General features: G+C 70.2%; 22 protein-coding genes and 1 pseudogene. 7 read left to right on the top strand and 16 right to left on the bottom strand.

All coding sequences use genetic code 11. The annotated features are described in order from the left end of the window. Positions 1-17: 17 nt before the first annotated feature. Positions 18-371: a cytidine deaminase gene (locus ACIQWG_RS10740; protein ID WP_404093016.1), complete on the bottom strand. Its 354-nt coding sequence runs from the start codon at positions 369-371 to the stop codon at positions 18-20. 28 nt (positions 372-399) lie between these two features. Next, the gene (locus tag ACIQWG_RS10735) at positions 400-1,221 is read right to left on the bottom strand and encodes a helix-turn-helix transcriptional regulator (protein ID WP_404093561.1); all 822 of its coding nucleotides are present in this window, start codon (positions 1,219-1,221) and stop codon (positions 400-402) included. A gap of 147 nt (positions 1,222-1,368) precedes the next feature. On the opposite strand from ACIQWG_RS10735, the gene ACIQWG_RS10730 reads away from it, so the two are divergent. Then, positions 1,369-2,832 carry an MFS transporter gene (locus ACIQWG_RS10730; protein WP_404093014.1) on the top strand — a complete coding sequence of 488 codons (1,464 nt, stop codon included), beginning with the start codon at positions 1,369-1,371 and terminating at the stop codon, positions 2,830-2,832. Here ACIQWG_RS10730 and ACIQWG_RS10725 read toward each other — a convergent pair. The 5 genes from ACIQWG_RS10725 to era all read right to left on the bottom strand — a co-directional run bounded on the left by ACIQWG_RS10725 (position 2,794) and on the right by era (position 7,252). Next, positions 2,794-3,153, bottom strand: coding sequence for an MmcQ/YjbR family DNA-binding protein (locus ACIQWG_RS10725; protein WP_404093011.1), 360 nt, complete (start codon positions 3,151-3,153; stop codon positions 2,794-2,796). The two genes, ACIQWG_RS10730 and ACIQWG_RS10725, sit on opposite strands and share 39 nt — an antisense overlap. Further along, positions 3,150-4,457 (bottom strand): hemolysin family protein, encoded by a 1,308-nt coding sequence (locus ACIQWG_RS10720; protein ID WP_404093009.1) that lies wholly within the window; start codon positions 4,455-4,457, stop codon positions 3,150-3,152. The genes ACIQWG_RS10725 and ACIQWG_RS10720 overlap by 4 nt, the downstream gene beginning before the upstream one ends. After that, positions 4,454-4,951, bottom strand: a complete 498-nt coding sequence (gene ybeY / locus ACIQWG_RS10715; protein WP_404093007.1) for an rRNA maturation RNase YbeY — start codon at positions 4,949-4,951, stop codon at positions 4,454-4,456. The genes ACIQWG_RS10720 and ybeY overlap by 4 nt, the downstream gene beginning before the upstream one ends. 15 nt (positions 4,952-4,966) lie before the next feature. Next, positions 4,967-6,031 (bottom strand): PhoH family protein, encoded by a 1,065-nt coding sequence (locus ACIQWG_RS10710; protein WP_404093004.1) that lies wholly within the window; start codon positions 6,029-6,031, stop codon positions 4,967-4,969. 252 nt (positions 6,032-6,283) lie between these two features. Next, positions 6,284-7,252, bottom strand: a complete 969-nt coding sequence (gene era, locus ACIQWG_RS10705) for a GTPase Era (protein WP_404093002.1) — start codon at positions 7,250-7,252, stop codon at positions 6,284-6,286. Between the two features lie 113 nt (positions 7,253-7,365). Here era and ACIQWG_RS10700 point away from each other — a divergent pair, with 113 nt between their 5' ends. Beyond that, a complete protein-coding gene (locus ACIQWG_RS10700; RefSeq protein WP_404092999.1) occupies positions 7,366-7,704 on the top strand; it encodes a P-II family nitrogen regulator in 339 nt (112 codons plus the stop codon). A 40-nt stretch (positions 7,705-7,744) separates the two neighbouring features. Here the strand turns inward: ACIQWG_RS10700 and ACIQWG_RS10695 are convergent. Together ACIQWG_RS10695 and ACIQWG_RS10690 are read right to left on the bottom strand one after the other, a co-directional pair. Continuing rightward, positions 7,745-8,220: pseudogene (locus tag ACIQWG_RS10695) on the bottom strand (hypothetical protein). 197 nt (positions 8,221-8,417) lie between these two features. After that, complete coding sequence (locus ACIQWG_RS10690; protein WP_404092997.1) at positions 8,418-9,266, bottom strand: helix-turn-helix transcriptional regulator; 849 nt, start codon at positions 9,264-9,266, stop codon at positions 8,418-8,420. 119 nt (positions 9,267-9,385) lie between these two features. Between ACIQWG_RS10690 and ACIQWG_RS10685 the strand changes: the two genes are divergently transcribed. Beyond that, positions 9,386-10,240, top strand: coding sequence for an NAD-dependent epimerase/dehydratase family protein (locus ACIQWG_RS10685; protein ID WP_404092994.1), 855 nt, complete (start codon positions 9,386-9,388; stop codon positions 10,238-10,240). Positions 10,241-10,338: 98 nt separating this feature from the next. Next, complete coding sequence (locus ACIQWG_RS10680; protein WP_404092991.1) at positions 10,339-10,710, top strand: YchJ family protein; 372 nt, start codon at positions 10,339-10,341, stop codon at positions 10,708-10,710. Between the two features lie 32 nt (positions 10,711-10,742). Here ACIQWG_RS10680 and ACIQWG_RS10675 read toward each other — a convergent pair whose 3' ends face one another. Genes ACIQWG_RS10675 through ACIQWG_RS10660 form a run of 4 tightly spaced genes read right to left on the bottom strand, consistent with a single transcriptional unit; the run spans position 10,743 to position 14,720 of the window. Then, positions 10,743-11,984, bottom strand: a complete 1,242-nt coding sequence (locus ACIQWG_RS10675; RefSeq protein ID WP_404092989.1) for an MFS transporter — start codon at positions 11,982-11,984, stop codon at positions 10,743-10,745. Then, positions 11,981-13,315 carry a GH1 family beta-glucosidase gene (locus ACIQWG_RS10670; protein ID WP_404092987.1) on the bottom strand — a complete coding sequence of 445 codons (1,335 nt, stop codon included), beginning with the start codon at positions 13,313-13,315 and terminating at the stop codon, positions 11,981-11,983. The genes ACIQWG_RS10675 and ACIQWG_RS10670 overlap by 4 nt, the downstream gene beginning before the upstream one ends. A gap of 46 nt (positions 13,316-13,361) precedes the next feature. Then, the gene (locus ACIQWG_RS10665) at positions 13,362-13,628 is read right to left on the bottom strand and encodes a protealysin inhibitor emfourin (protein ID WP_404092984.1); all 267 of its coding nucleotides are present in this window, start codon (positions 13,626-13,628) and stop codon (positions 13,362-13,364) included. A gap of 21 nt (positions 13,629-13,649) precedes the next feature. After that, positions 13,650-14,720, bottom strand: coding sequence for a M4 family metallopeptidase (locus tag ACIQWG_RS10660; protein WP_404092981.1), 1,071 nt, complete (start codon positions 14,718-14,720; stop codon positions 13,650-13,652). Positions 14,721-15,037: 317 nt separating this feature from the next. Between ACIQWG_RS10660 and leuA the strand changes: the two genes are divergently transcribed. Continuing rightward, entirely contained in the window at positions 15,038-16,777 is a 1,740-nt protein-coding gene (gene leuA, locus ACIQWG_RS10655; protein ID WP_404092979.1) for a 2-isopropylmalate synthase, read from the top strand. A gap of 263 nt (positions 16,778-17,040) precedes the next feature. Then, on the top strand, positions 17,041-17,739 hold the full coding sequence (locus tag ACIQWG_RS10650; RefSeq protein WP_404092976.1) for a TerB family tellurite resistance protein: 699 nt from the start codon (positions 17,041-17,043) through the stop codon (positions 17,737-17,739). On the opposite strand, the gene ACIQWG_RS10645 is transcribed toward ACIQWG_RS10650, so the two are convergent. The 3 genes from ACIQWG_RS10645 to ACIQWG_RS10635 form a co-directional block, all read right to left on the bottom strand. Then, positions 17,736-18,206: a DUF6234 family protein gene (locus ACIQWG_RS10645; protein ID WP_404092973.1), complete on the bottom strand. Its 471-nt coding sequence runs from the start codon at positions 18,204-18,206 to the stop codon at positions 17,736-17,738. The two genes, ACIQWG_RS10650 and ACIQWG_RS10645, sit on opposite strands and share 4 nt — an antisense overlap. 72 nt (positions 18,207-18,278) lie before the next feature. After that, entirely contained in the window at positions 18,279-18,800 is a 522-nt protein-coding gene (locus ACIQWG_RS10640) for a hypothetical protein (RefSeq protein ID WP_404092971.1), read from the bottom strand. Between the two features lie 30 nt (positions 18,801-18,830). Beyond that, positions 18,831-22,898 (bottom strand): SGNH/GDSL hydrolase family protein, encoded by a 4,068-nt coding sequence (locus tag ACIQWG_RS10635; RefSeq protein ID WP_404092969.1) that lies wholly within the window; start codon positions 22,896-22,898, stop codon positions 18,831-18,833. Positions 22,899-23,383: 485 nt separating this feature from the next. Between ACIQWG_RS10635 and ACIQWG_RS10630 the strand changes: the two genes are divergently transcribed. After that, positions 23,384-23,938 carry a hypothetical protein gene (locus tag ACIQWG_RS10630; RefSeq protein ID WP_404092967.1) on the top strand — a complete coding sequence of 185 codons (555 nt, stop codon included), beginning with the start codon at positions 23,384-23,386 and terminating at the stop codon, positions 23,936-23,938. Positions 23,939-24,199: the final 261 nt, after the last annotated feature.

The raw sequence follows: 24,199 nt of genomic DNA, 5'->3' as shown, positions 1-24,199 counted from the left end.
CCGCGTGAGCGGGGCCCTCAGCCCGCCGTCACCGTCGTACGCACCGCCCCGTCCGGCCCCGCCACCAGCACCGGAGTGTCCGGCCCGCCGAGGTCCCGCACCGCGGCCCGGTCCTCGTCGGACGCGCCTTCGGACTCCGTCACGACCGCCGCGGCCTCCAGCGAGGTCGCGCCCGAGGCCACCGCCATCGCCACCGCCGTCCGCAGCGCGCTCAGCTTCAGGGAGTCCAGGGCGACGGTCCCGGCGACATACGTACGGCCCGTCTCGTCCCGTACGGCGGCCCCCTCGGGCACACCGTTGCGGGCCCGTGCGGAACGGGCCAGGGTGACGATCTTGCGGTCCTCGGGGTCGAGCGCGCTGGTGTCGGTCATGAGCTGAGCATACGTAGCGCCGCCGGGCCTACCCGGCCACGGGGTACATCGCCCCGCGCCGGCCCTCCGGGGACGCCAGCCACTCCAGTTTCGCCGCCGTGTTCGCCTCGTCCAGGGGCGTGTGCAGGACGATCGACAGATCGGGCCGGACCGGCATCTGCATCACGGTCGACTCCATGCACAGCAGCCCGACCAGCGGATGGTCCAGCTCCTTGCGGATCTGACCGGCGTCCTCGATGTCCCGTCGCTCCCACAGCTCGTTGAACTCCGTGCTGGACGCCTTCGCCTCGGCCAGCACCGCCTGGAACCCCTCGTCGTCGGGCGAGGCCGAGCAGAGCGCGCGGAACTGCGCCACGACCGTGGCCGCGTTCGCGTCCCAACTCCTCGACCGGGTCCGGTACATCGGATCGGTGAAGAAGTCGATCAGACAGTTCCACCGCTTCCCGGGCCGCATGCCGAGCACGGTCGCCGCCGCCTCGTTGTGCAGCACGCCGTTGTAGTACTTGTCCATGATGTGCGCCGGATACGGCATCCACGCGTCGATCAGCCGCCGCAGCCCGTCGCACATGTCCTGCTTCTCGGGCGCCACTTCGGCCATCGGCGGATTCAGCCCGGCCAGCAGATACAGATGCCGGCGCTCGGCGTTGCTCAACCGCAGCACCCGGGCGACGGAGTCCAGCACCTGGGGCGAGACGGAGATCTCCCGCCCCTGCTCCAGCCACTGGTACCAGGAGGCGCCCACCCCGGCGAGCACCGCGACCTCCTCGCGACGCAACCCCGGCGTACGGCGCCGCGCGCCACCGTCCGGCAGCCCCGCCTCGCCCGGTGTCACCCGGGCCCGCCGGCTCATCAGGAACTCACGCAGCTCGCGCCGCCGATGGCTCTTCAGCGCCCCCTCGGACACGTACCGATCCCCCTCGCCCCGTTGCCTGGTGGTGCCACCACCAGCACAACTTGCCGCTCCCCACGGCTATTCCGACGCCCGCAGGATCTGACCATGGCGATCGACACCACCACGTCAACCCCCGCTCCCACACCCGCCCCGACCACGCCCGACACCCCCCGGATGTCGACGCGCGACAAACTCGTCCTGTTCGTCCTGTGCGCCGCCCAGTTCATGGTGGCGCTCGACTTCTCGGTCCTGAACGTCGCCCTCCCCGTCCTCGGCGCCGACCTCGGCATGAGCCAGTCGGCGCTCCAGTGGGCGGTCACCGCGTTCGCGCTGCCGTCCGGCGGCTTCCTGCTGCTGTTCGGCCGCATCGGCGACCTGTACGGCCGCCGCAGACTGTTCCTCACCGGCCTCGCCCTGTTCGCCGCCGCCTCGGTGCTCGCGACGTTCGCCTGGGACCCGGCATCCTTCCTCGCCGGACGCGCGCTCCAGGGTCTCGGCGCGGCGGTCATCGTCCCGACCGGCATGTCACTGCTGACCACCACCTTCGCCGAAGGCCCCGCCCGCGACCGCGCGCTCGGCATCTCGGGGACGCTGATGTCCCTCGGCTTCACCATCGGCGTGGTCGCGGGCGGCGTCCTGACCGACGCGCTCGGCTGGCGCTCCACGATGGGCCTGCTGGCGGTCTTCGCACTGGTCGTGCTGCCGCTCGCGCCCGGCCTGCTGCCCGAGTCGCGCACCCCGAGCCGCCCGCACCTGGACGTGCCGGGCGCGGTGACGGTCACCGGCGGTCTGCTGTCCCTGATCTACGCCCTGACGACGGCCGCCGACCGCGGCTTCGCCCACGCCGACGTCATCACCACGCTCCTCGCCGGCCTCGCGCTCCTGGTGGCCTTCGCGATCGTCGAGTCCCGCGCCGAGGCACCGCTGGTCTCCCTGCCGATGCTGCGCCGCCGCACGGTGGCGTGGGGCAACCTGGGCGGTCTGGTCACCTTCTCGATGATGTCGACCGTGGTCTTCGTCCTCACCCTGTACCTCCAGGAGATCCTGCACCTGTCGGCCTGGCAGACGGGCCTGGTCTTCGGCGTCCAGGGCGTGGTCTCGGTGGTCGCGGGCACGCTCACCCCGCGCTTCGTCAGCCGGCTCGGCGCCAGGCGCACCCTGGTGCTCTCGCTCGCGGGTCAGGGCGCCTTCGTCGCGGGCCTGCTGTTCCTGAACACCCACACCTGGTCGGTCTGGCTCGTCACCGCCGCCGTCTCGCTGGCGAGCATGTTCCACCTCGGCGCGATCATCTCCTACGGACTGACGGTCACCTCAGGCGTCCCCGACGAGGAACAGGGCCTGGCCACCGGCCTGGTCACCTCGACCCAGCAGATCGGCATCACCGTCGGCATCCCGCTGCTGGGCGTCCTCGCCACCACGTCCGAGGACCTGATGTCCGGCACCCGCACGGTGCTGGCCCTGAACGCGGCGATCGTCATCGGCACCGCGGCCCTGGTCGCCCTCGGCCTGCGCACCCGGCGGACGGCCCGCTCAGGGGCGGTCGAGACGGAGCCGCTCGGCTCTCGGTAGCCCCGCCACGACGAGGTCGTACGAGTCCTCGACGAGCTCCCGGACGACCTGGTCCGGGAGCTCGCCGTCGACCGTCACCGTGTTCCAGTGCCGCTTGTTCATGTGCCAGCCGGGGACGATCAGCCCCGGGTACTCCCCGCGCAGCCGGACCGCGTCCTCGGGGTCGCACTTCAGATTGACCGTCAGGGGCCGCGCGTCCAGGTTGGTCAGAGCGAAGAGCTTGCCGAGCACCCTGAAGACCGAGGTCTCGGGGTTGAACGGGAAGTCCTCCACGCTCGCGTTGAAGGACAGGCAGAACGCGCGCAGCTCCTGGGGGCTCACTCCGGCTTCGTCTCCCCGTCCGGGGGCATGGCGGGGCCCACCGGCTCCACCAGCACGGTCACGATCTTGTTCCGGCGGCCGGCCGCCGCCTCCGCCGTCAGCCGCAGTTCCCGGCCGTCGGGCAGCTCGACCACGGACGACGCCCCGGCGATCGGCACCCGGCCGAGCGCCTTGGCGAGCAGGCCGCCGACGGTCTCCACATCCTCGTCGTCGTACTCGTCGAGCCCGTACAGCTCGCCCAGGTCGGTGATGTCCAGCCGGGCGGTGACGCGGTAGCGGTCCTCGCCCAGCTCCTCCACCGGGGGCAGCTCACGGTCGTACTCGTCGGTGATCTCGCCGACGATCTCCTCGAGGATGTCCTCGATGGTGACGATGCCCGCGGTGCCGCCGTACTCGTCGATGACGACGGCGACGTGATTGCGCTCCTTCTGCATCTCGCGCAGCAGGTCACCGGCGTTCTTGGTGTCCGGCACGAAGACGGCCGGCCGCATCGCCGTCGACACCAGCTCGCTCTCCGCGTCCCGGGAGATGTGCGTCTTGCGGGTCAGGTCCTTCAGATACACCATCCCGACCACGTCGTCCTCGCTCTCCCCGACCACGGGGATACGGGAGAAGCCGGAGCGCAGGGCGAGGGTGAGGGCCTGGCGGATGGTCTTGTAGCGCTCGATGACGACGAGGTCGGTGCGCGGGACCATGACCTCGCGGACGAGCGTGTCGCCCAGCTCGAAGACGGAGTGCACCATCCGGCGCTCCTCGTCCTCGATCAGCGACTCCTTCTCGGCGAGGTCGACCAGCGCGCGCAGCTCCGCCTCCGAGGCGAAGGGGCCGCGGCGGAAGCCCTTGCCGGGAGTGAGGGCGTTGCCGATGAGGATCAGCAGATACGGGATCGGCCCCATGATCCGCGCGAGCGGCAGCAGCACGTACGCCGCCGCCGTCGCCGTGTTCAGCGGGTGCTGGCGGCCGATGGTGCGCGGGGAGACCCCGACGGCGACGTACGACACCAGGACCATGACCGCTATCGCGACCAGCAGGGCCTCGGTGGTACTGCTGAACTCCTTCAGACAGGCGTACGTCACCAGCGCCGCCGCGGCCATCTCGCAGGCCACGCGCACCAGCAGAGCCACGTTCAGATAGCGCGTCGGGTCGGCGGCGACCAGCGCCAGCTTCTCGCTGCCACGCCGACCGCTGCGGACGGCCTCCTCGGCGCGGAAGCTGGAGACGCGCGCCAGGCCCGCCTCCGCGCAGGCGGCGAGCCAGGCGACGACCACCAGGGCGATGGCGCCAAAGACCAGGGGCAGACTCATGACACGGTCGGGGCCGGGGAGGGGCCGGTCAGCCCTTTCTCCGCGCGCCAGCCGTCCACGATGGCCGCCTGGAGACCGAACATCTCGGCCTTCTCGTCGGGCTCCTCGTGGTCGTACCCGAGGAGGTGCAGCACACCGTGGACGGTGAGCAGCTGGAGCTCCTCGTCCATGGTGTGCTGCGTGGGCGCCTCGGCCCCCTGCTTCGCGGCGACCTCGGGGCACAGCACGATGTCACCGAGCAGCCCCTGCGGCGGCTCGTCCTCGTCCTTCGTGGGCGGCCGCAGCTCGTCCATGGGGAAGGACATGACATCCGTCGGCCCCGGCAGGTCCATCCACTGGATGTGGAGCTGCTCCATGGCGTCGGCGTCCACGACGATCACCGAGAGCTCGGAGAGCGGGTGGATGCGCATCCGCGCGAGCGCGTAGCGGGCGATGTCGAGGATCGCCTGCTCGTCGACCTCGGTTCCGGATTCGTTGTTGACGTCGATCGACATGGTCGTGCGTGTTCTCTACTTCCCCTTGTGCCCGGCTTTGCCGCGGCCCTTGTGTGTGCCGTTCTGGGTGCCGTGTCTGCTGTCGTACTTCTCGTAGGCGTCGACGATACGGCCGACCAGCTTGTGCCGGACGACATCCTGCGACGACAGCCGGGAGAAGTGGACGTCGTCGAGGCCTTCCAGGATGTCCTGGACCTGCCGCAGACCGGACTTGGTGCCGTCCGGGAGGTCGACCTGGGTCACGTCACCGGTGATGACGATCTTCGATTCGAAGCCGAGGCGGGTGAGGAACATCTTCATCTGCTCGGGGCTGGTGTTCTGGGCCTCGTCGAGAATGATGAATGCGTCGTTCAGCGTGCGACCGCGCATGTACGCGAGCGGCGCGACCTCGATGGTCCCGGCGGCCATCAGCCTGGGGATGGAGTCGGGGTCGAGCATGTCGTGCAGCGCGTCGTACAGCGGGCGCAGATACGGGTCGATCTTCTCGTACAGCGTGCCCGGCAGGAAGCCCAGCCGCTCACCGGCCTCGACCGCGGGACGGGTCAGGATGATGCGGTTGACCTGCTTGGACTGAAGGGCCTGTACGGCCTTGGCCATCGCGAGGTAGGTCTTGCCCGTACCGGCGGGGCCGATGCCGAAGACGATCGTGTGCTTGTCGATCGCGTCGACATAGCGCTTCTGGTTGAGGGTCTTCGGGCGGATCGTGCGGCCGCGGGAGGAGAGGATGTTCTGGGTGAGCACCTCGGCCGGGGTCTCCTCCGGTCCCTCCCCGTTCTCACTCGCTCTGAGCATGGCGATCGAACGTTCCACTGCGTCCTCCGTCATCGGTTGCCCGGTGCGGAGCACCAGCATCATCTCGTCGAACAGGCGCTGTATGAGGGCCACTTCCGCGGAGTCGCCGACCGCGCTGATCTCGTTGCCCCGGACGTGGATGTCGGTCGCCGGGAAGGCCTTCTCGATCACGCGCAGAAGGGAGTCGCCGGACCCCAGCACGGTCACCATGGGGTGCTGGGCGGGGACGGTGAACTGTGCTCTCGCCTGCCCCTGCGCGGGTGTGTGAGCTGTGGGTGTCTGAGTCATGGGCCGGCTCGTAGGCCTTGCTCGTCCTCCTCGATACGACTCGCCCGCCACATGGGCGGCCTGGCGATTTCAAGGGTACGCCGGGGGACTGACATCGCTGTAGGACTTTTCGGCTGGGGGCTGCCGCCCCCAGACCCCCGCTTCGGCCCTGAACGGGCCTCGTCCTCAAACGCCGGACGGGCTGAGAAACCCAGCCCCTCCGGCGTTTGAGGAGCGGGGTCTGGGGCGGAGCCCCAGACACGGGGAAAGTCGTCAGAAGCCCAGCTTGCGCAGCTGGCGGGGATCCCGCTGCCAGTCCTTCGCCACCTTCACGTGCAGGTCCAGGAAGACCGGCGTCCCCAGCAGCGCCTCGATCTGCTTGCGGCTCTTGATGCCGACGTCCTTCAGCCGCTTGCCCTTGGGGCCGATGATGATCCCCTTCTGGCTGGGCCGCTCGATGTAGACGAACGCGTGGATGTCGAGGAGCGGCTTGTCGGCGGGGCGGTCCTCGCGGGGCAGCATCTCCTCCACCACGACGGCGATCGAGTGCGGCAGCTCGTCGCGGACGCCTTCCAGCGCGGCCTCCCGGATCAGCTCCGCGATCATGATCTGCTCGGGCTCGTCGGTGAGCTCGCCGTCCGGGTAGAGGGCCGGCCCCTCAGGCAGCAGCGGAACGATCAGATCGGCCAGCAGATCCACCTGCTTGTCGCCGACCGCCGAGACCGGCACGATCTCGGCCCACTCGAAGCCCAGCTCCTTGCCGAGCTGGTCGATCGCGATGAGCTGCTCGGCGAGGGTCTTGCCGTCCACGAGGTCGGTCTTGGTGACGATCGCGATCTTCGGCGTCTTCTTGATCGACGCCAGTTCCTTCGCGATGAAGCGGTCGCCGGGGCCGAGCTTCTCGTTCGCCGGCAGACAGAAGCCGATCACGTCCACCTCGGCCCAGGTGGTGCGTACGACGTCGTTCAGCCGCTCGCCCAGCAGCGTGCGCGGCTTGTGCAGTCCGGGGGTGTCGACCAGGATCAGCTGGGCGTCGGGCCGGTGCACGATCCCTCGCACCGTGTGCCGCGTGGTCTGCGGCTGGTTCGCGGTGATCGCCACCTTCTGGCCGACCAGAGCATTCGTGAGGGTGGACTTGCCCGCGTTGGGGCGGCCCACGAAGCAGGCGAAGCCGGCGCGGTGGGGTCCCTGAGACGAGGGCGACGGCTCGGATGACTGACTGCGAACGCTCATGACGCCCATTCTCCCTGATCCACAAGCCCCGGCCGTACAAGGGAGCGAGCGCACCCCGGCCGCCCGCTCCGGGGGAAACCCCGGACCTTCCGGCGCGCACCGGGACCGCCTACGATCACCGCGTGAAGCTCATCACCGCGATCGTCAAGCCCCACCGGCTCGACGAGGTCAAGGCCGCTCTCCAGGGGCTCGGCGTGCACGGTCTGACCGTGACCGAGGCGAGCGGCTACGGCCGTCAGCGCGGGCACACCGAGGTGTACCGCGGCGCGGAGTACCGGGTCGACCTGGTGCCGAAGATCCGCATCGAGGTCGTCGTCGAGGACGCGGTGGCCGACGACGTCATGGACGCCGTCGTGGCGGCCGCCCGCACCGGCAAGATCGGCGACGGCAAGGTCTGGGCGCAGCCCGTCGAGACGGTCGTACGGGTGCGGACGGGCGAGCGCGGCCCCGACGCGCTGTAACAAGCGCCGGGACCGCGCCCTGCGAAGCGCGTCCCGCGCCTCAGTCGAACACGAACGGGCCCGGCGACTGCGGCCCCGTCGCCGTGCAGGTGATGGTGATGCCGAAGACGGTCATGGTCAGCGAGCCGCCGAAGGCCTCCAGGCTGTCCCCGGAGGCGACGGTGCCGGGCAGCGGGCCGACCTGAACGGGGTCACCGGCGGCCATCGCCGGGTTCTCCGTGGCGGTGAAGGTGGTGGTGCCGCCGCCCGCCTTCACCAGGGTGAGCGTCGAGGTGATCGAGTCCTCCGCCAGCGCGAGCGGCGCGGTGATCGCGGAGGAGCTGAGGGTCATGGTGGCGGCGGTGCCGTCCTGCGTGGCGGTGAGGGTGGCCTCGCCGCCGCCGAAGCTGCCGCAGTCGGCCGTGAGCGTCGCGGTGGTGGGGGGACGGCGAAGGCGGCCGGCGCGAGGGCCAGGCCGGTGACCGCGAGGGTCCCGGCCACGAGCGCCGCACCTGCTCCGATGCGCGTTCGTCTCATGGGGAATCGCTCCCTTTCGGGGGTGGGGGAATTCGGTGTGCGTGGGGGATGAGCCGGCAGGTGGGTGCGAACACGCTGCGCGGCGACCGAATCTGACGGTCCGTCGGAACCGTCGTTCCCATTGATGCGCGTGGGACGAGGGTCGGCAAGGGTGAATTCCGGCCTCCATTACTGGAGGGTCAACTTCCGGATGTGGTTCAGCTCTTGCTGGGCGAGAGGTCCTGCAATCCCACCACCCGGAGCAACTGGAGCCGCTCGTAGGCCTCCGTGCCGGGGCGGGCGGAGTGGACGACCAGGAGGTGGTGGTGCTCGTGGCTGATCATGACCTCGCAGTCCAGCTCCAGCAGGCCGACCAGGGGATGCGCGAACCGCTTGGTCGCCCGGTTCCGCTGGGACACCTCGTGCTCGTCCCAGAGCCGGGCGAACTCCGCGCTCCCCGCGCGCAGTTCGGCGACCAGCGCGGCCGGTTCCGGGTCGTCGGGCCGGGCGGCGGCCACCGCGCGCAGGGTGGACACCTGGGTGCGCGCGTGGCTCTCCAGATCCTCCGGCGGGAAGAGCGTGCGCGCGGCCGGGTCGAGGAAGAAGAGACGCACCAGATTGCGCTCGCGGGGCGGGCGGGACATCACGTCACCGACCAACGCCTTGGCCATCGCGTTCTGCGCGAGCACCTCACCGCAGTCGTTCACCACCTGCGCCGGTGTGTCGTGCAGCCGGTCCAGGATCAGCAGCAGCCCCGGACGGACATGCGCCGACGCCGTCTCGCGCCGCGGCGGCTCCTCGCCGGCCAGGTGGAACAGGTGGTCCTGCTCCACGTCGGTCAGGCGCAGCGCGCGGCCCAGCGCGGTCAGCATCTGACGGGACGGGCGAGGCCCCCGGGACTGTTCCAGCCGGGTGTAGTAGTCCACCGACATGCCCGCCAGCTGCGCCACCTCCTCGCGGCGCAGACCGGGCGTACGACGCCGGGAGCCCGCTGTGAGGCCCACGTCCGAGGGGGCCAGGCGGGCGCGGCCGCGGCGCAGGAAGTCGGCGAGTTCGGCTCGGTTCACCTCTCCAGCCTGCGCCGGCGGCGGCGCGTTATCCAGGGACTGCCGATCCCCTGATCAACGGGTCTCTCCCGCTCGCCCCGGCCCCGTCCGAGGCTGGTCGGTGACGAGAGGAGCAGATCATGCTGACGTTGGTGACGGGTACGACGGGACAGGTCGGCCGGCGCTTCGTGCCGAGGCTGCTGGCCCAGGCCAGGCCGGGGGAGCGGGTACGGGTGCTGGTGCGGGACTCGGCGCGGGGCGAGCCGTTCGCCGAGCTGGGCGCCGAGGTCGTGGTCGGCGACCTGCGGGACGCGGAGGCGCTCGGCAAGGCGGTCGCCGGGGTGGACGCGGTCGTGAACGTGGCGGCGGCCTTCCGCGGGGTGCCGGACGAGGAGGCGTGGGCGGTCAACCGGGACGCGGCCGTGGAACTGGGCCGCGCCGCGCGGGCGGCCGGCGTGCGGCGCTTCGTGCAGGTCAGCACCGGACTCGTGTACGGCACGGGGCGGGGCCGCCCGCTCACCGAGGACGACGAGAGCCGGCCCGGCGGATCGATGTGGGGCGCCTACCCCGAGTCCAAGGCGCGGGCCGAGCGGGAGCTGCTCGCCCTGGAGGACCTGGACGTGCGGGTCGGCCGGCTCCCCTTCGTCTACGGCGAGGGCGACCCGCACCTCGGCCAGGTCCTGATGTGGGCCCGGAACTGGGCGGCCGCCCAGCGGCTCCAGATGGGCCATCACGTGGACGTCGCCCAGGCCCTGCTGCGCATCCTGCACGCACCGGGCATCGCCGGCCGCGTCTACAACATCGCGGACGACGCCCCCGTCACCGCGGTGGAGCTGCACCAGCTCAACGGCGTCGACGTCCCCGCCGACCTGTACGACCGCACGGACCCCGACCCGTGGCAGACGATCACCTCCACGGACCGTATCCGCCGGGAGCTGGGGTACCGCCCGGTGTACCCGTCGGTCTACACCGCCAGGGACGCCGGAGCCCTCTGACCGGACCGCCGGTGGCCCCTGCCGGGCTGCCTGGACGCATCCCTGACCACCGGCCGGCTCCAGCCCCCGGACAGGCCACGCCCAGCACAATGGTCGGCATGAGCACGCCTTCCTGCCCCTGCGGGCAGTCCCAGCCCTACGACAAGTGCTGCGGCCGCTACCTCTCCGGCGCCGCCGCCCCGACCGCCGAGGCACTCATGCGGTCGCGCTACAGCGCCTTCGTGAAGGGCGATGTGCCGTACCTGCTGCGGACCTGGCATCCGCGGACCCGGCCCGAGCGGCTGGAGCTCGATCCGCGGATGCGGTGGACCGGGCTGGAGATCCTCGGCACGATGGACGGGTCGGCCTTCCACACCACGGGGACCGTCACCTTCCGCGCCTCGTACCGGGGCGGCTCGCTGCACGAGCGGAGCCGGTTCGAGCGGGTCGACGGGGCCTGGGTGTACGTGGACGGGGAGTTCCTGGAATAGGGGGCGGACTCCCGCCCCCTCCCGGCGGCCCCCTACTCCACGCCCCGGATCCGCCCCACCAGCACCGCCCCCGCCAGCCCCACCCCGGCCGCCACCAGGTACAGCACCCGGTATCCGCCCAGGTAGGTGACGATCGGGGCGGCCAGGGCCGGGGCCGCGACCTGGGGCAGGGCGTTGGCCACGTTGATGACGCCGAGATCCTTGCCCCGGTCCAGGGCCTTCGGCAGGACGTCCGTCATCAGGGCGAAGTCGACCGACATGAACACCCCCAGGGCCACGCCCAGCAGCGCCGCCACGACGATCGCGCCCGGCCAGGTCTGCCAAACGGCCAGCAGGGCCGTGGCCGCCGCCATCAGCGCCCCGGACCACCGCACGAAGGGCTTGCGGCGGCCCACGCGGTCCGACCACACGCCGGCCACCACGACCGTCGCCAGCAGCGCCACGCTGTCCACCGCGGTGAGGATCAGCACGCCCTGCTCGGGGTCGTCGTGGTGCAGACGGTCCCGCAGGTAGTACAGGAGGTAGAGGAGCACCAGCGCGTTGCTGAGGTTGATCAGGAAACGGGTCAGCCAGGCCCAGCCGAAGTCCGGGTAGCGGCGCGGGCTCAGCCAGAAGCCGCGGGCGAACGAGCGCCGGTCCCACACCGGCCGGTCCGCGACCCCCAGCCGGAGGTCCGGGTAGCGCAGGACGTACGGCAGCACCCCCGCCGCCGTGAACACCGCGCACGCCGCATACCCCGCCGCGATCCCGCCCACCGCCGTCGCCAGCCCCGTACCGGCGACCGCCCCGAGGATCTGTGCCGCCCCCAGCCAGCCGCCCACCACGCCCCGTTGCCGGCGCGGCACCCGGTCCGGCACGGCCGCCGTGACCGCCGCGAAGGCCGCGTTCAGCGTCAGCTGGACCAGGCACCAGCCGACCGCCATCGTCCACAGCCCGTCCGCCCCCGCGAGCAGCAGCAGCGACAGCGCACCGCCCGCCGCCCCGGCCACGATCCACGGCGTACGGCGCCCCCAGCGGGCCGTGGTGCGGTCCGACAGGGCGCCGAAGAACGGGTTGGCCAGCAGTGACACGGCCGCGCCCACGCCCGTCACCCAGGCCAGCAGGGTCTCCTTCGACATCCCCGTACCGGGTGCGAAGTCCTCCGACTGCTGGGCCAGCAGGATCTGGAGCGGGCCGTACCAGCCCACCCAGATCGCCACGTTGGCCAGCGAGAGCGCCGCCGTCCAGCCCCGGCCGACCCGGTCCGTGGGCTCGGCGAGGGCGTCGACCGTCATCCCCGCGCCCGGAGCACGTCCCGGAGCCAGCCGTACGACGCCTTGGGCGTGCGCGCCTGCGTCTCGTAGTCGACGTGTACCAGCCCGAAACGGCGCGCGTACCCCTCGGCCCACTCGAAGTTGTCCAGCAGCGACCAGACGAAGTATCCGCGGACGTCCACCCCCGCCTCCACCGCCCGGTGCAGGGCACGGATGTGGCCGTCCAGGTAGGCGATCCGCGCCTGGTCGTCGACGCCCTCGTAGGAGCAGCCGTTCTCGGTGATGACCACGGGCGGCAGCCGGTCGCCGTAGCGCTCACGGAAGCCGGTGAGCAGCTCCGTCAGGCCCTCGGGGACCACCGGCCAGCCGAAGTCCGTCGTCGGCACCCCCTCGATCTCCCGTACCGAGAAGGGCAGTTCGGCCGGCATGCGCACCCCGCCGAACTCGATCTCGGTGCCCTGCGGCGCGCCCACGCGGGTCGGCGCGTAGTAGTTGACGCCGTAGAAGTCGAGGGGTTCCGCGATGACCTTCAGGTCCGCCTCGACGTCGCCCGGCATCAACTCGCCCAGCCCCGCCGGATATTCACCCAACAGGAGCGGATCGGCGAACAGGCGGTTCAGGAGCACGTCGTAGAAGTCCGCCGCCTCCCTGTCCGCCTGTTCCTCCGACGCCGGCCAGGTCGGCCCGTGCGAGTTGGCGATCCCGATGTCCCTGGCGCCGGCCGCGCGCAGGGCCCGTACGGCGAGACCGTGGGCCAGGAGTTGGTGGTGGGCGACCGGGAGGGCGTCGAAGAGAAGCTGCCTGCCGGGCGCGTGGGTGCCGAGGGCGTGGCCCAGGAGGGTGTGCTCTGCGGGTTCGTTGAGGGTGATCCACTTCTGGACGCGGTCGCCCAGCCGCTCGGCGACCACCGACACGTACTCGGCAAAACGGGCGGCCGTGTCCCGCTCCAGCCAGTCCAGCGCGACCGGCAGATCCCAGTGGAACAACGTCGGCACCGGCGCCACGCCCACGGCGCACAGCTCGTCCACCAGACGGTCGTAGAAGTCGAGGCCCTTCGGCGAGTTCACCCGCGGCCACGAGATCGAGAAGCGGTACGCGTCCACGCCCAGGCCGGCCAGCAGCGCCACGTCCTCGCGGTAGCGGTGGTAGTGGTCGCAGGCCACCTCGGCCGTGGAGCCGTCCTTCACCGTTCCCGGCTCGGCCGTGAAGGCGTCCCACACGGACCGCTCGCGCTCGTCCACCGCGCCCTCGATCTGGTGGGCGGACGTCGAGACGCCCCACAGGAAACCGGCCGGGAACCGGGGTATCGGTGTCGTCGCACCGCGCTCATCGATCGCCATGCGCCGGATCATCCGTACCGGCGGTAAGGGAAGTCAACGGCCGGGCGTGAACTGCCTGTTACGCCCCTTCCTTCAGCACCCTGGAGATCAGCTTGCGCTGCTCGTCGGTGAGCCGGGGGTCCGAGCAGTACACCGTCCTGCCGTCCACGGTGATCTGGTAGCTGAACCCGTCCGGAACCCCGATCGGAGGCGTGCCCCGGCCGGACGCGACCGCGCTCTCGGCCAGGGTCTGCCACTCCTGGGCGTCGGGCCGCCCCGAGGTGTCCACCTCGGCGTGCCGCTCGATGCCCGCGAATCCGCCCGTGCGCCGTACCAAAATACGCATGGGTCCCTGTCTAGTACGCCGTCACGGGATCCGCACCCCGACCTGCTCCCACGCCTTCTGCACGGCCTGGAGCTCCTCGCCGCCGTCGCCGAAGCGCTCGCGCGCGGCCTTGACGGTCAGCTTCGCGAAGTCGGTGAACATGGCACGGTCCGACAGCTCGCCGCCGGTCAGGACGTCGTACCAGATCTGGCCCGCCTTCTCCCAGGCGTGGCCGCCGAGGGCGGTGGCGGCCAGGTAGAAGGCGTGGTTGGGGATGCCGGAGTTGATGTGGACACCGCCGTTGTCGCGCCCGGTGCGGACGTAGTCGTCCATCGTGGCGGGCTGCGGGTCCTTGCCGAGCACGTCGTCGTCGTACGCGCTGCCCGGCTCCTTCATGGAGCGCAGGGCCTTGCCGGAGACGCTCGGGGCGAGCAGGCCCGCGCCGATCAGCCAGTCGGCCTCGGCGGCGGTCTGGCCGAGTGTGTACTGCTTGATCAGCGCGCCGAAGACGTCCGACATGGACTCGTTCAGGGCACCCGGCTGGCCGTAGTACGTCAGGTTGGCCGTGTACTGGGTGACGCCGTGGGTGAGCTCGTGGCCGATGACGTCGATCGGGATGGTGAAGTCGAGGAAGATCTCGCCGTCACCGTCGCCGAACACCATCTGCTCGCCGTTCCAGAAGGCGTTGTTGTAGTTCTCGTCGTAGTGGACGGTCGCGTCCAGGGGCAGGCCGTCGCCGTCGATGGAGTGGCGGGCGTACGCCTTGAGGAACAGGTCGAAGGTGGCGCCGAGGCCGGAGTAGGCGCGGTTGACCGTGGCGTCCCGGCCGGGGTCGGCGCCCTCGGCACGCACCTCGGTGCCGGGCAGGGCGGTGCCGTGCCGGGCGTCGTAGATGGTGCGCAGCGGCTGGTCCGACGGGGCCTTGGCGGTCGGGGCGGCGGCGAGGGCGAACTCGGTCGTGACACGGCGCCTGCCGCGCAGCTCGCTGTCGCGCATCAGGGTCCGGCGAGCCGGGCCGGAGAGTGCGGGGTCGTCGTTCCGGGCCAGCTTGTCGAGGACGTGGGGCGGTACGACGGTGCAGAAGACGGGCTCGAAGCCCCCGTTTGTCGTCATGTGCGGCACCCTTGCACTGCGTTAGCTGGCTGTCACTAGCCGCAACCATGATTGGTGAAATATACGGATAGGGAGCCGCACTCTCTGTGACGAAGTGGTATGGCGCACATTTGCCCTATTCGTCCCACCGGTTCCGCATACTGATACAGCGCCCCGCATCCGGAGAGGCTCGGCTAGCATGCTTCGCATCATGCGTTTCGGGCTGCTTCTTCTTAGCTGCCGCGGCGAGGGCCTGTAGTCCAGGTCGACTCCCTCCCCGCGGAGCTTCGCGTTGCGTCGTCGGCCGTCCTTCCGGACATCCTGAGGAGCCCGCAGACATGGCGAACCGCCAGCAGCCCAGCACCATGCCGATCCACAAGTACGGCCGCTACGAGCAGGTCGACATCCCCGACCGGACCTGGCCGGGCCGGCGTGTCACCACCGCCCCCCGCTGGCTCTCCACCGACCTGCGCGACGGCAACCAGGCCCTGATCGACCCGATGTCGCCCGAGCGCAAGCGCCGGATGTTCGACCAGCTGGTCAAGATGGGCTACAAGGAGATCGAGGTCGGCTTCCCGGCGTCGGGCCAGACGGACTTCGATTTCGTACGATCGATCATCGAGGAGCCCGGGGCGATCCCCGACGACGTCACGATCTCCGTACTGACGCAGGCCCGCGAGGACCTGATCGAGCGGACCGTGGAGTCCGTGAAGGGCGCCAGGCGGGCGACCGTCCACCTGTACAACGCCACGGCTCCTGTCTTTCGCCGCGTGGTCTTCCGTGGCTCCAAGGACGACATCAAGCAGATCGCCGTGGACGGCACGCGGCTGGTCATGGAGTACGCCGAGAAGCTGCTGGGCCCGGAGACCGAGTTCGGCTACCAGTACAGCCCGGAGATCTTCACCGACACCGAGCTGGACTTCGCGCTGGAGGTCTGCGAGGCGGTCATGGACGTCTGGCAGCCCGGTCCGGGGCGCGAGATCATCCTCAACCTGCCCGCCACGGTGGAGCGTTCGACGCCGTCCACGCACGCGGACCGCTTCGAGTGGATGGGCCGCAACCTGTCCCGCCGTGAGCACGTCTGCCTGTCGGTCCACCCGCACAACGACCGCGGTACGGCCGTCGCCGCCGCCGAGCTGGCCCTGATGGCCGGCGCCGACCGCATCGAGGGCTGTCTGTTCGGACAGGGCGAGCGCACCGGCAACGTCGACCTGGTCACCCTGGGCATGAACCTCTTCTCCCAGGGCGTCGACCCGCAGATCGACTTCTCCGACATCGACGAGATCCGTCGTACGTGGGAGTACTGCAACCAGATGGAGGTCCACCCGCGCCACCCGTACGTGGGCGACCTGGTCTACACGTCCTTCTCCGGCTCCCACCAGGACGCCATCAAGAAGGGCTTCGACGCGATGGAGGCCGACGCGGCCGCTCGCGGGGTCACCGTCGACGACATCGAGTGGGCGGTGCCGTACCTGCCGATCGACCCGAAGGACGTCGGCCGCTCCTACGAGGCGGTCATCCGGGTCAACTCGCAGTCCGGCAAGGGCGGTATCGCGTACGTCCTGAAGAACGACCACAAGCTGGACCTGCCGCGCCGGATGCAGATCGAGTTCTCCAAGCTGATCCAGGCCAAGACGGACGCCGAGGGCGGCGAGGTCACCGGCGGTGACATCTGGGCGGTGTTCCAGGACGAGTACCTGCCGAACCCGGAGAACCCCTGGGGCCGGATCCAGGTCCGCAACGGCCAGTCGACGACGGACACCGACGGCGTGGACACGCTGAAGGTGGAGGCCACCGTCGACGGCGTCGACACCGTCCTGACCGGTACCGGCAACGGTCCGATCTCGGCCTTCTTCGACGCCCTGACGAAGATCGACATCGACGCCCGGCTGCTGGACTACCAGGAGCACACGATGAGCGAGGGCGCGTCCGCGCAGGCCGCGTCGTACATCGAGTGCGCGATCGACGGCAAGGTGCTCTGGGGTATCGGGATCGACGCCAATACGACGCGTGCCTCGCTGAAGGCCGTCGTCTCGGCCGTCAACCGGGCGGGGCGCTCCGCCGGGGGACACCGGTAGGTCGTGCCGCGGTAGGTCGTGGGTCCGGCCCGGCAGCGTCGGGGGCCGGTCGCGCAGTTCCCACGCCCGTTGCCGGGCGCTGCCCGGCCGCTGTTCAGAGGGCCCCGCTCGCCGATTCCCGGTGGGCGGGGCCGTCCGTTTTCGGCCATTGGCCTGTGCAGGTCACGGAAAGGTCTCGTCCAGGGTGCTGACTCCACGCGCGTGATGTGGCTAACATCACGCAAGCGCGGCGACGTTGCCGCGGGGTTTCGCGGAGGTGCGACGTGCTGCCAGGACGGGGACGAAACGGCCGTGCCGCCGGGCTTGCGCGCATCCTGGGCACCCGCACCGCATGGTCGGCCGTGGGTGACGGGGAGTTCTTCTGCCCGGGCTGCGGCGGGGACCGCAACTACCAGCGGCTGAGCGGACAGCGCCGCTTCACCTTCCTCGGGGTGCCGGTGCTGCCCCGTGGCGAGAGCGCGCCCGTCGTGGAGTGCGCCGCCTGCCGCCGCCACTTCGGCACCGACGCCCTGGATCACCCGACGACCACCCGCTTCTCCGCGATGCTGCGCGACGCCGTCCACACCGTCGCCCTCGCGGTACTGGCGGCGGGCGGCACCTGCGCCCGTCCGTCCCTGGAGACCGCCGCTGCCACGGTGCGCGCGGCCGGCTTCGACGACTGCACCGAGGACCAGCTGAACGCGCTGGTCGAGGCCCTGGCCGCCGACACCGGACGGGTCTTCTCCGAGCCTTGCGGCGCCGGCCTCGCGATAGAGCTCCACGAGGCCCTGGACCCCCTCGCCCCGCACCTGGCCCCCGCCGGCCGTGAATCGATCCTCCTCCAGGGAGCCCGCATCGCCCTGGCCGACGGCCCCTACACACCCGCCGAGCGCGACGTCCTCGCGACGGTCGGCGCCGCCCTCACCATCTGCGGCGAGGATGTGACCCGGCTGCTGGCGGCGGCGGCACGGACGCCTTCCTAGCGCACGGCGGTCAGAGGCTGCCGGATGTCGGGCCCGGACACGGGCGCCTCGGCCCGAGCGCCGCGCTCCTCGTCGAACTGGGTGCCGCTCATCGCGATCAGCAGGACGACGATGGCGACGAGCACCTGGAGACAGGCGCTGACGACGGCGCGCAGCCGGTACAGCAGAACCGCCGTCAGCAGGATCACGCCGCCGGCGATGCCCACGTACAGCCAGTTCGGGGTCAGGTTGATGTCGGAGTTGTCCGCGGCCGGGTCGAACGGCTGCCAGCCGCTGTAGTCGATGCCGGCCAGGACGGCCACGATCGTCCCGACGACGTCGAGGACCAGCAGCCCGACGGCCAGCGCGATGTCCCCGGCGACGGGCAGCCACCGGCGTCCGGTGCGCGGGGGCGGCACATTGGCACCGCGGAACTGCGGGAGGCCCGAGGGCCGTCCGGGGCCGAGGCCGGAGCCGGGGTCGGTCATGGGGACCAGCTTCCCTCGAAATCGGGGCCGGGGCCTGAGTACGCGTACTCAGGCCCCGGCGTCATACGGATGTCAGCCGTGCACCAGCGGCGAACCCTGGAGTTCCTTGGTGAAGGCGCCCTTGCCGTCACCTTCGATGTCGTACACGATCGTCGAGTCCGTCGACCACCACAGCTCACCGTCGTAGGTGGTGGACGGCGCGACGCAGGTGTTCGCGGGCTCGATCGCGAACCACGAGTAGTTGTCGTTGACGAGCTTGGTCAGGTCGCAGGTCTTCGACGTGACGACGTGGTCCTCGGTGGTCTTGGTCAGACGCTCCTCGATCCGCGTGGTGATCTTGAAGCTGGTGAACCTCTTGGAGTTGTCCTCGACCTGGTCCACCATGATCTGCCACCACACGACCGACTTGCCGGTCATCTGGCCGGAGTGCGTCGCGGTGTTCTCGACGTTGTAGAGGGAGTGCGGCTTGTTGCCGGGGAACGTCAGCTCGAAGCTCGAGGTGGCGCTCGCCGCCGAGGCCGGCGCCGCGGTCAGGGCGAGAAGGGCGAGGGCGGCGGTGCCGGTCGCCAGTGCGGTGGAAACGGCCTTCTTCATATCGGTGCTCCTCAGGGTGGAGGCGGTGGGCTACAGGCCCATGCCGGTGAAAGTGCGCTCCAGGGAGTCGGCGTAGAGGCGGGCGCCGCCGATCTTCGGGTGGAACGACTGGGCGGACAGTCCGTAGTTCTTGAGAATCGGGTAGTCCGTGGCCGGTTGGTCCGAGTCCACGAGCGTCTTGACGATGCCGTGGACGGTCTCGGGGTCACCGCAGACGGCCTTGCCCGCGAAGTTCTGCTTCGGGTTGGAGAACCAGGCCTTCACGCCCTTGGCCTTGGCGTCGTCCACAGCGCCCTGCATGGCGGTCGCGAGCGATCCGGCCACACTGCCCAGCCAGTCCGTGGACGAGGCGGACAGCCCGATCTGGCCGATGCCCGGGATCGTGACGCTCAGGCACGCGCCCCGGTCCTCGATCAGCGGCGGGTAACCCATCAGCGCGATCTTGGCGTTGGGTGCCTTCGCGGCGATCTCCGTGAGGACCTTGGTGATGTCCGGCCGGACGATCTCGTTGATGACGCCGGTCGCGGCCTTCTCCAGCGGTTGTCCGATGAACTTGCGGTCACGGCCGCCGACGGACTGATCGACGTCGCCCTCTTCGAAGGTCTTGTCCTTGCAGTTGCCGCCGTTGAACGCGACCAGGCACTTCTGGATGACGTCCGCGAAACGGGCGTCGTTGCCGCCGATGGAGAGGGTGACCAGGGTGGTGTGCTGGTCGATGTAGCCCTTGTCGATCTGCGGCAGCTCACCGCCGTTGGACTGCACCACGCCGTTGTGCACCATGTTGTAGGTGCGGGCGCCGGAGCAGGCGATCAGGTGGTAGTCCATGGCGGTGCCGTAGCTGTCGGCCAGGGCGCCGATGGACTGTGTGCGGCCCGGGATCTTCGCCTGGCGCGACCACGCCTGGGTGGAGCGGTGGCAGGCGTTGCGGGTCTTGTCGTTCTGCTCGTCCAGGTAGTTGGTCTCCGGGTAGTAGTCCCGGTTGCCCTCGGACGCGCCCTCACCGGAGGAGTACGAGTCGCCCATGGCGACCACGAAGTCCTTCGGCTTGGCCGACAGCGGCTGGAAGGCCACGGAGTCCCAGGCGATGTCCTCGTCCCCGGTGCCGTCCTGGGCGTCGGTGTCGAGGCTCACCGACGGGGTGCCGGTGAAGTTGAAGACGCCAAGGTCGACCCACTTGTTCGCGCGGATCCGCTGCGGGTGCACGCGTACCGGCGACTTGGAGTCGGTGCCGCCGACGCGGTACGCGGCCTGCCGGGTGTGGGCGCCGTGGTCCGGCATGTGCACGAAGACACGCATCCAGCCGCGCTGGGTGCCGCTCAGCGTCCACTTGCCGGAGATGTTCAGCCGCTTGCCGTCGGCGGTCGCCAGCCAGCGGGTGTGCCCCATCCAGAAGTGGTTGTTGTTGCCCGCTCCGATCTGGTGCAGGTCCATCTTGGACGGGTACTTGCCGCCCTCGCCCGCGAAGGTGAACTGGAAGGTGCCCTTCGAGCCCACCGCGCAGGTACGTCCCGACGATCCCGCAGGAACGGTGCCGTTCGGCAGGTCGTCCACGATCAGGGACCCGGCCGGCAGGCCGGTGTTGCAGCGCGGCGGGTAGGAGCTCTCGTCGGGCTGCTCGGGATAGGTGTCGTCGAACCGGTGGATCGCGTTGCCGCACCGGGCCTCGGTGGTGCAGTTCTTCCACGCGACCCGCTGGTTCCACCAGCACTTCAGGTACAGCGGGTTGTCGCTGTGGGGGTCACCGGGCAGCGCGCACGGGCCCTTGCCGTCATCGTTGGAGGCACCGTCGGTGATCTTCGACGGCACGCAGTCGTTCTGCGGGCCGCAGAAGGTGAAGATCGGCGGCTTGGCGGAGGTGCGGGCGTCGTTGGAGTTCCACCAGGCGGCGCGGTAGCCGGCCTGCATGTCACCCGGCTTGAACATGGCGGCGATCGGACGGGCGGCCCAGCCGATCACCTTCTCCTCGTACGGCCAGTCCTGCGGGTGCGAGGCGTGGCTGTAGTCGTCCTTGCCCGCGGAGTTCTCCAGGAACGGGGTCCTGTTCTCCTTCCACAGCGGGTTGGCCGGGTTGTTGGTCCAGCCCACACCCCACTTGCCGTTCTGCGGGGCGGACTTGGGGTAGTACCCGGAGTTGTACGCCCACAGCGCGTAGAACCAGTTCTCGATGTACTTCGGATGGCCGTCGTTGATCTCCAGGCCGTCCTTGCGGGTGGTGTTCCACTTCTCGATGAGGATGTTCACGCCCGCCGCGATGTTCGCCGCGTAGTCCAGCGCCACGGCCTCCTGCTGCACCGTGGTCTTGGGCTGCTCGCCCGGCTTCTCCTTGCCGTGCATCCGCATGCCGTCGGTGACCTGCGTGATGCCGTAGCCGCAGTCGGCCTCGGCGAAGTCGATCGCCCAGGGGTCCTGCTGCTGGCCGTTCGAGGCGTACTCGACGCCGTAGAAGTTGCCGATCAGCGAGTTGGCCGTGACGCCGGGCACCGCGAGGCGGGTCGCCTGCCACATGTTGGACTCCTGCGCGGTGATTCCGAGCAGCACCGTCGCGGGCACGTGCCAGTCCTCGCCGGATCCGCCGGTCAGCGGCGTCAGCGGGAACAGCGTTTGCGGGGCGTAGGCCGCCATGCCGGTGTTCTTCCAGTTCGCCGACCGCGTCGCGCTCTTGTTGAGCTTGCCGACGACGGCCTGGTCGACGGCCCACTCGACCTGGCGCGGGGTGGGCTGGAAGGCCTGCTTCTTGGGGTCGTTGCGCGGGACGGAGCAGTAACGGTCGGCTTCGACGGTGTCGTTGGCCGCCGCCCGGGTGGAGCGGCCGGGCCCGGCGCCCTGCGCGAGCAGGACCGGGCTGGTCTGTGTGCCCTGGGTGACCTCGCGCTGATCGCCGACCGGGTCGGAGCCGGGGGGAGCGTCCAGGACGATGGTCTTGCGGGTGTCCAGCGCCTTCACCGTGGTGCGTACGGTGCGGGCCTCCAGAGCCTCCTCGGGACGGATCCGGGAGTCCTTGCCGTCCGCCCAGCGGGAGGTGACGACGGCCTCGCCCCGGCTGGAGACCCGGGCGTCCTTGTCGATGCCGCCGGGGTTGCGCAGCACGCCGCTCGCCGCGCGTGAGCCGGCGGCGGCCTTGCCGGTCACGTACACCGTGCCCGACGGGGTGGCGGTGAGGTCGAACTCGTCGAGCTTGCCGCGCGCGAGTCCGGCGGGCTTGCTCCGGCCGTCGGACTTCTTGATCTGCCCGGCGCTGACACGGGAGACGGTGGCCGTGTTCTCCGCCGCGGCGGCGCCGCGTGCCTTCGCCGCCTTGGGGTCGGCGTCGATGAAGGTGACACCGCCGTCCGCGTCGGCCTTGAGCTGGAACGGCCAGGCCTTGGTGGTGGCGATGTCCCGGGTCCTGCCGTCCTTGACGGACACGATGTGACGGCCGGCGGCGGCGACGATGCCCTGGTCGGTGGGCACGGCCGAGGTGACCTGCCCGGTGACCGTCTGCCGGGTGACGGACTGTCCGGTCCTGGCGTCGACCGTGATCAGCCGGGTCTGGTTCTTCGCCGCTCGGTCGTCCGTCAGCGCTGTGAACACCGCTTGCTCACCCTGGCCGCAGCCCGGGGAGAAGTAGCCGAGCGTGGCCTGGAACGGCAGCTTCGTGACCTTGCCGTCGGTCAGGTCGACGACGGCCGTGAAGGCGCCGCGCGTCATCAGCTCGGGCTTGTTGGTGAAGGTGCGCGGCGCGTACGCGACGGCCGCGAACTTCCCGGACTCGGTCAGACAGGCGTTGCCGATCCAGGCGTCGCTGTCGAAGCCGGGCTCGGACAGGGTCGCCGCCGTCTTCCAGGCGTACCCCTGCCTCTCGTCCGCGACGAGGAGATGGAAGCCGGTGCCGTCACCGGAGGTGGTGAAGGCCCGGTCGGACGAATCCCGGTAGTCCTCGCCCAGTACGTCCGCACGGCGGTCCGACGGGACTGCCGTGGGTTGGTCGCCGGGCTTGGTGCCCGGATCGCGGGCGGTCGGTGCCGACCAGCCCTTGGCTTCCCCCGGTGGGTCGGCCGCAGCGTATGCCTGCGTCGTGGCGACACCGGCGGACAGCGCCATGGTGAGGGCTGCTGCCACCGGTATCCGCACACGCCGGAGCAGCGCGTTGCGTATCAACGTGAAGTCTCTTCCTACGGGTTGAGCGTTTCCCTTGCAAAGGGCACGCGAGGCGTTGTCAGCGAAGGAGAGAGCGAAGGTCGCGCGAGCCTCGTGGTCGCGTAGGGTCACCGGCCGTACTGGTCAGGTTGTGGCCGTGCCGTGCAGATGTGTGCAACGGGCAAGAAGGTGACTCGCAGAGCCTCGCGAGACATAGCGCAGCATTCCCCCGTGAAAAGCGCGCAGTGGGAACCGATGTTCGGTTCAGTGGTCGTGTGGAACGTATCAGTCACTGCCATTGTCTGCCATCACGATTTTCACAGCGCGGTCACATGTGACGCACACCACGCGGGCTCGGGGTAGCGGAAAGATCGCCGACAGGTATGGTTTCGCTGACCGTTCAACCGCCCTGCTGTGCAACTGCACATGTTTCGGCGGGGCTTTGAAGCTTTCCAGGGGGAACCACCATGACCCGTGCATTCGTTCGCACGCTCGCGGTCGGCGCCGCGCTGCTCGCGTCCGCCTTCGTGACGCCCGCGGCCACCGCCGCCACGCCCACCGTCGAAGAACTGCGCGTACCGGGGACCACCGTGCAGTTCACGCCGGCCGCGTCCGCCAAGACCAAGGCCATCGCCCAGCAGGAGAAGGCCGCTGTCAGGGCGACGGCCACGCTGTGCGGCTCCGGCTACCGGCTGCACGTCGCCGAGCGCCTGCCCGACTCCCGCCGCTTCGGCACCCTGTTCACCTACACCAAGTCCAACAGCCAGGGCTTCTCCGGCGCTTGTGCCGTCTTCGACAACAACATGCCCGGCGGCATGAAGATGAAGCTGAAGCTGTGCCCGAACCGCGTCAACGCCACCTGCAAGGTCGACGAGGGCCTCTTCACCCAGTACGCGGGCCCGGTCAAGGTCGAGGGCAGCCATTCCTATGTGTTCTGCTCGAAGGTGACCGCCATCATGTGGGACGGCATCGCCGGCCCGGCGATCATCGACGCGGTCCGCAGCGCCACCCCTTGCGACTGACCCTCGCCGCGGTACTCCGGGAGAGTGATCCGGGGCGACGGCGGCCGGTGAAAGGCACCCGCGTCGTCGTCCCCCGGGAATGACTGTCCGAGCGTGAACACGAAGTGCTGACGTTGGTCGCGCGCGGGCTCAACAACCGGAAACCATCGTTGCGTTGGGACGTATCCCACGGGCGGTGAAGACGCACGTCAGCCGCGTCAAGGGTCAACCGGGGGCGCGGGGCCGGCCGCAGCCGGTCGTCTTGGCGTATGAGTCAGGGAT

It is taken from the genome of Streptomyces sp. NPDC098781 (assembly GCF_044759995.1).
In the GTDB taxonomy this organism is placed as follows: Bacteria; Actinomycetota; Actinomycetes; order Streptomycetales; family Streptomycetaceae; genus Streptomyces.
This window is presented reverse-complemented; position numbering and strand designations above follow the sequence as displayed.

Coding starts and splice junctions, on each gene's coding strand:
- ybeY (WP_404093007.1), bottom strand. CDS start 4,951: ATGTCGATCGACGTCAACAACGAATCCGGAACCGAGGTCGACGAGCAG.
- ACIQWG_RS10660 (WP_404092981.1), bottom strand. CDS start 14,720: ATGACGACAAACGGGGGCTTCGAGCCCGTCTTCTGCACCGTCGTACCG.
- ACIQWG_RS10680 (WP_404092991.1), top strand. CDS start 10,339: ATGAGCACGCCTTCCTGCCCCTGCGGGCAGTCCCAGCCCTACGACAAG.
- ACIQWG_RS10740 (WP_404093016.1), bottom strand. CDS start 371: ATGACCGACACCAGCGCGCTCGACCCCGAGGACCGCAAGATCGTCACC.
- ACIQWG_RS10735 (WP_404093561.1), bottom strand. CDS start 1,221: ATGAGCCGGCGGGCCCGGGTGACACCGGGCGAGGCGGGGCTGCCGGAC.
- ACIQWG_RS10640 (WP_404092971.1), bottom strand. CDS start 18,800: ATGAAGAAGGCCGTTTCCACCGCACTGGCGACCGGCACCGCCGCCCTC.
- era (WP_404093002.1), bottom strand. CDS start 7,252: ATGGGCGTCATGAGCGTTCGCAGTCAGTCATCCGAGCCGTCGCCCTCG.
- ACIQWG_RS10685 (WP_404092994.1), top strand. CDS start 9,386: ATGCTGACGTTGGTGACGGGTACGACGGGACAGGTCGGCCGGCGCTTC.
- ACIQWG_RS10665 (WP_404092984.1), bottom strand. CDS start 13,628: ATGCGTATTTTGGTACGGCGCACGGGCGGATTCGCGGGCATCGAGCGG.
- ACIQWG_RS10720 (WP_404093009.1), bottom strand. CDS start 4,457: ATGAGTCTGCCCCTGGTCTTTGGCGCCATCGCCCTGGTGGTCGTCGCC.
- ACIQWG_RS10630 (WP_404092967.1), top strand. CDS start 23,384: ATGACCCGTGCATTCGTTCGCACGCTCGCGGTCGGCGCCGCGCTGCTC.
- ACIQWG_RS10730 (WP_404093014.1), top strand. CDS start 1,369: ATGGCGATCGACACCACCACGTCAACCCCCGCTCCCACACCCGCCCCG.
- ACIQWG_RS10670 (WP_404092987.1), bottom strand. CDS start 13,315: ATGATCCGGCGCATGGCGATCGATGAGCGCGGTGCGACGACACCGATA.
- leuA (WP_404092979.1), top strand. CDS start 15,038: ATGGCGAACCGCCAGCAGCCCAGCACCATGCCGATCCACAAGTACGGC.
- ACIQWG_RS10710 (WP_404093004.1), bottom strand. CDS start 6,031: ATGACTCAGACACCCACAGCTCACACACCCGCGCAGGGGCAGGCGAGA.
- ACIQWG_RS10645 (WP_404092973.1), bottom strand. CDS start 18,206: ATGACCGACCCCGGCTCCGGCCTCGGCCCCGGACGGCCCTCGGGCCTC.
- ACIQWG_RS10675 (WP_404092989.1), bottom strand. CDS start 11,984: ATGACGGTCGACGCCCTCGCCGAGCCCACGGACCGGGTCGGCCGGGGC.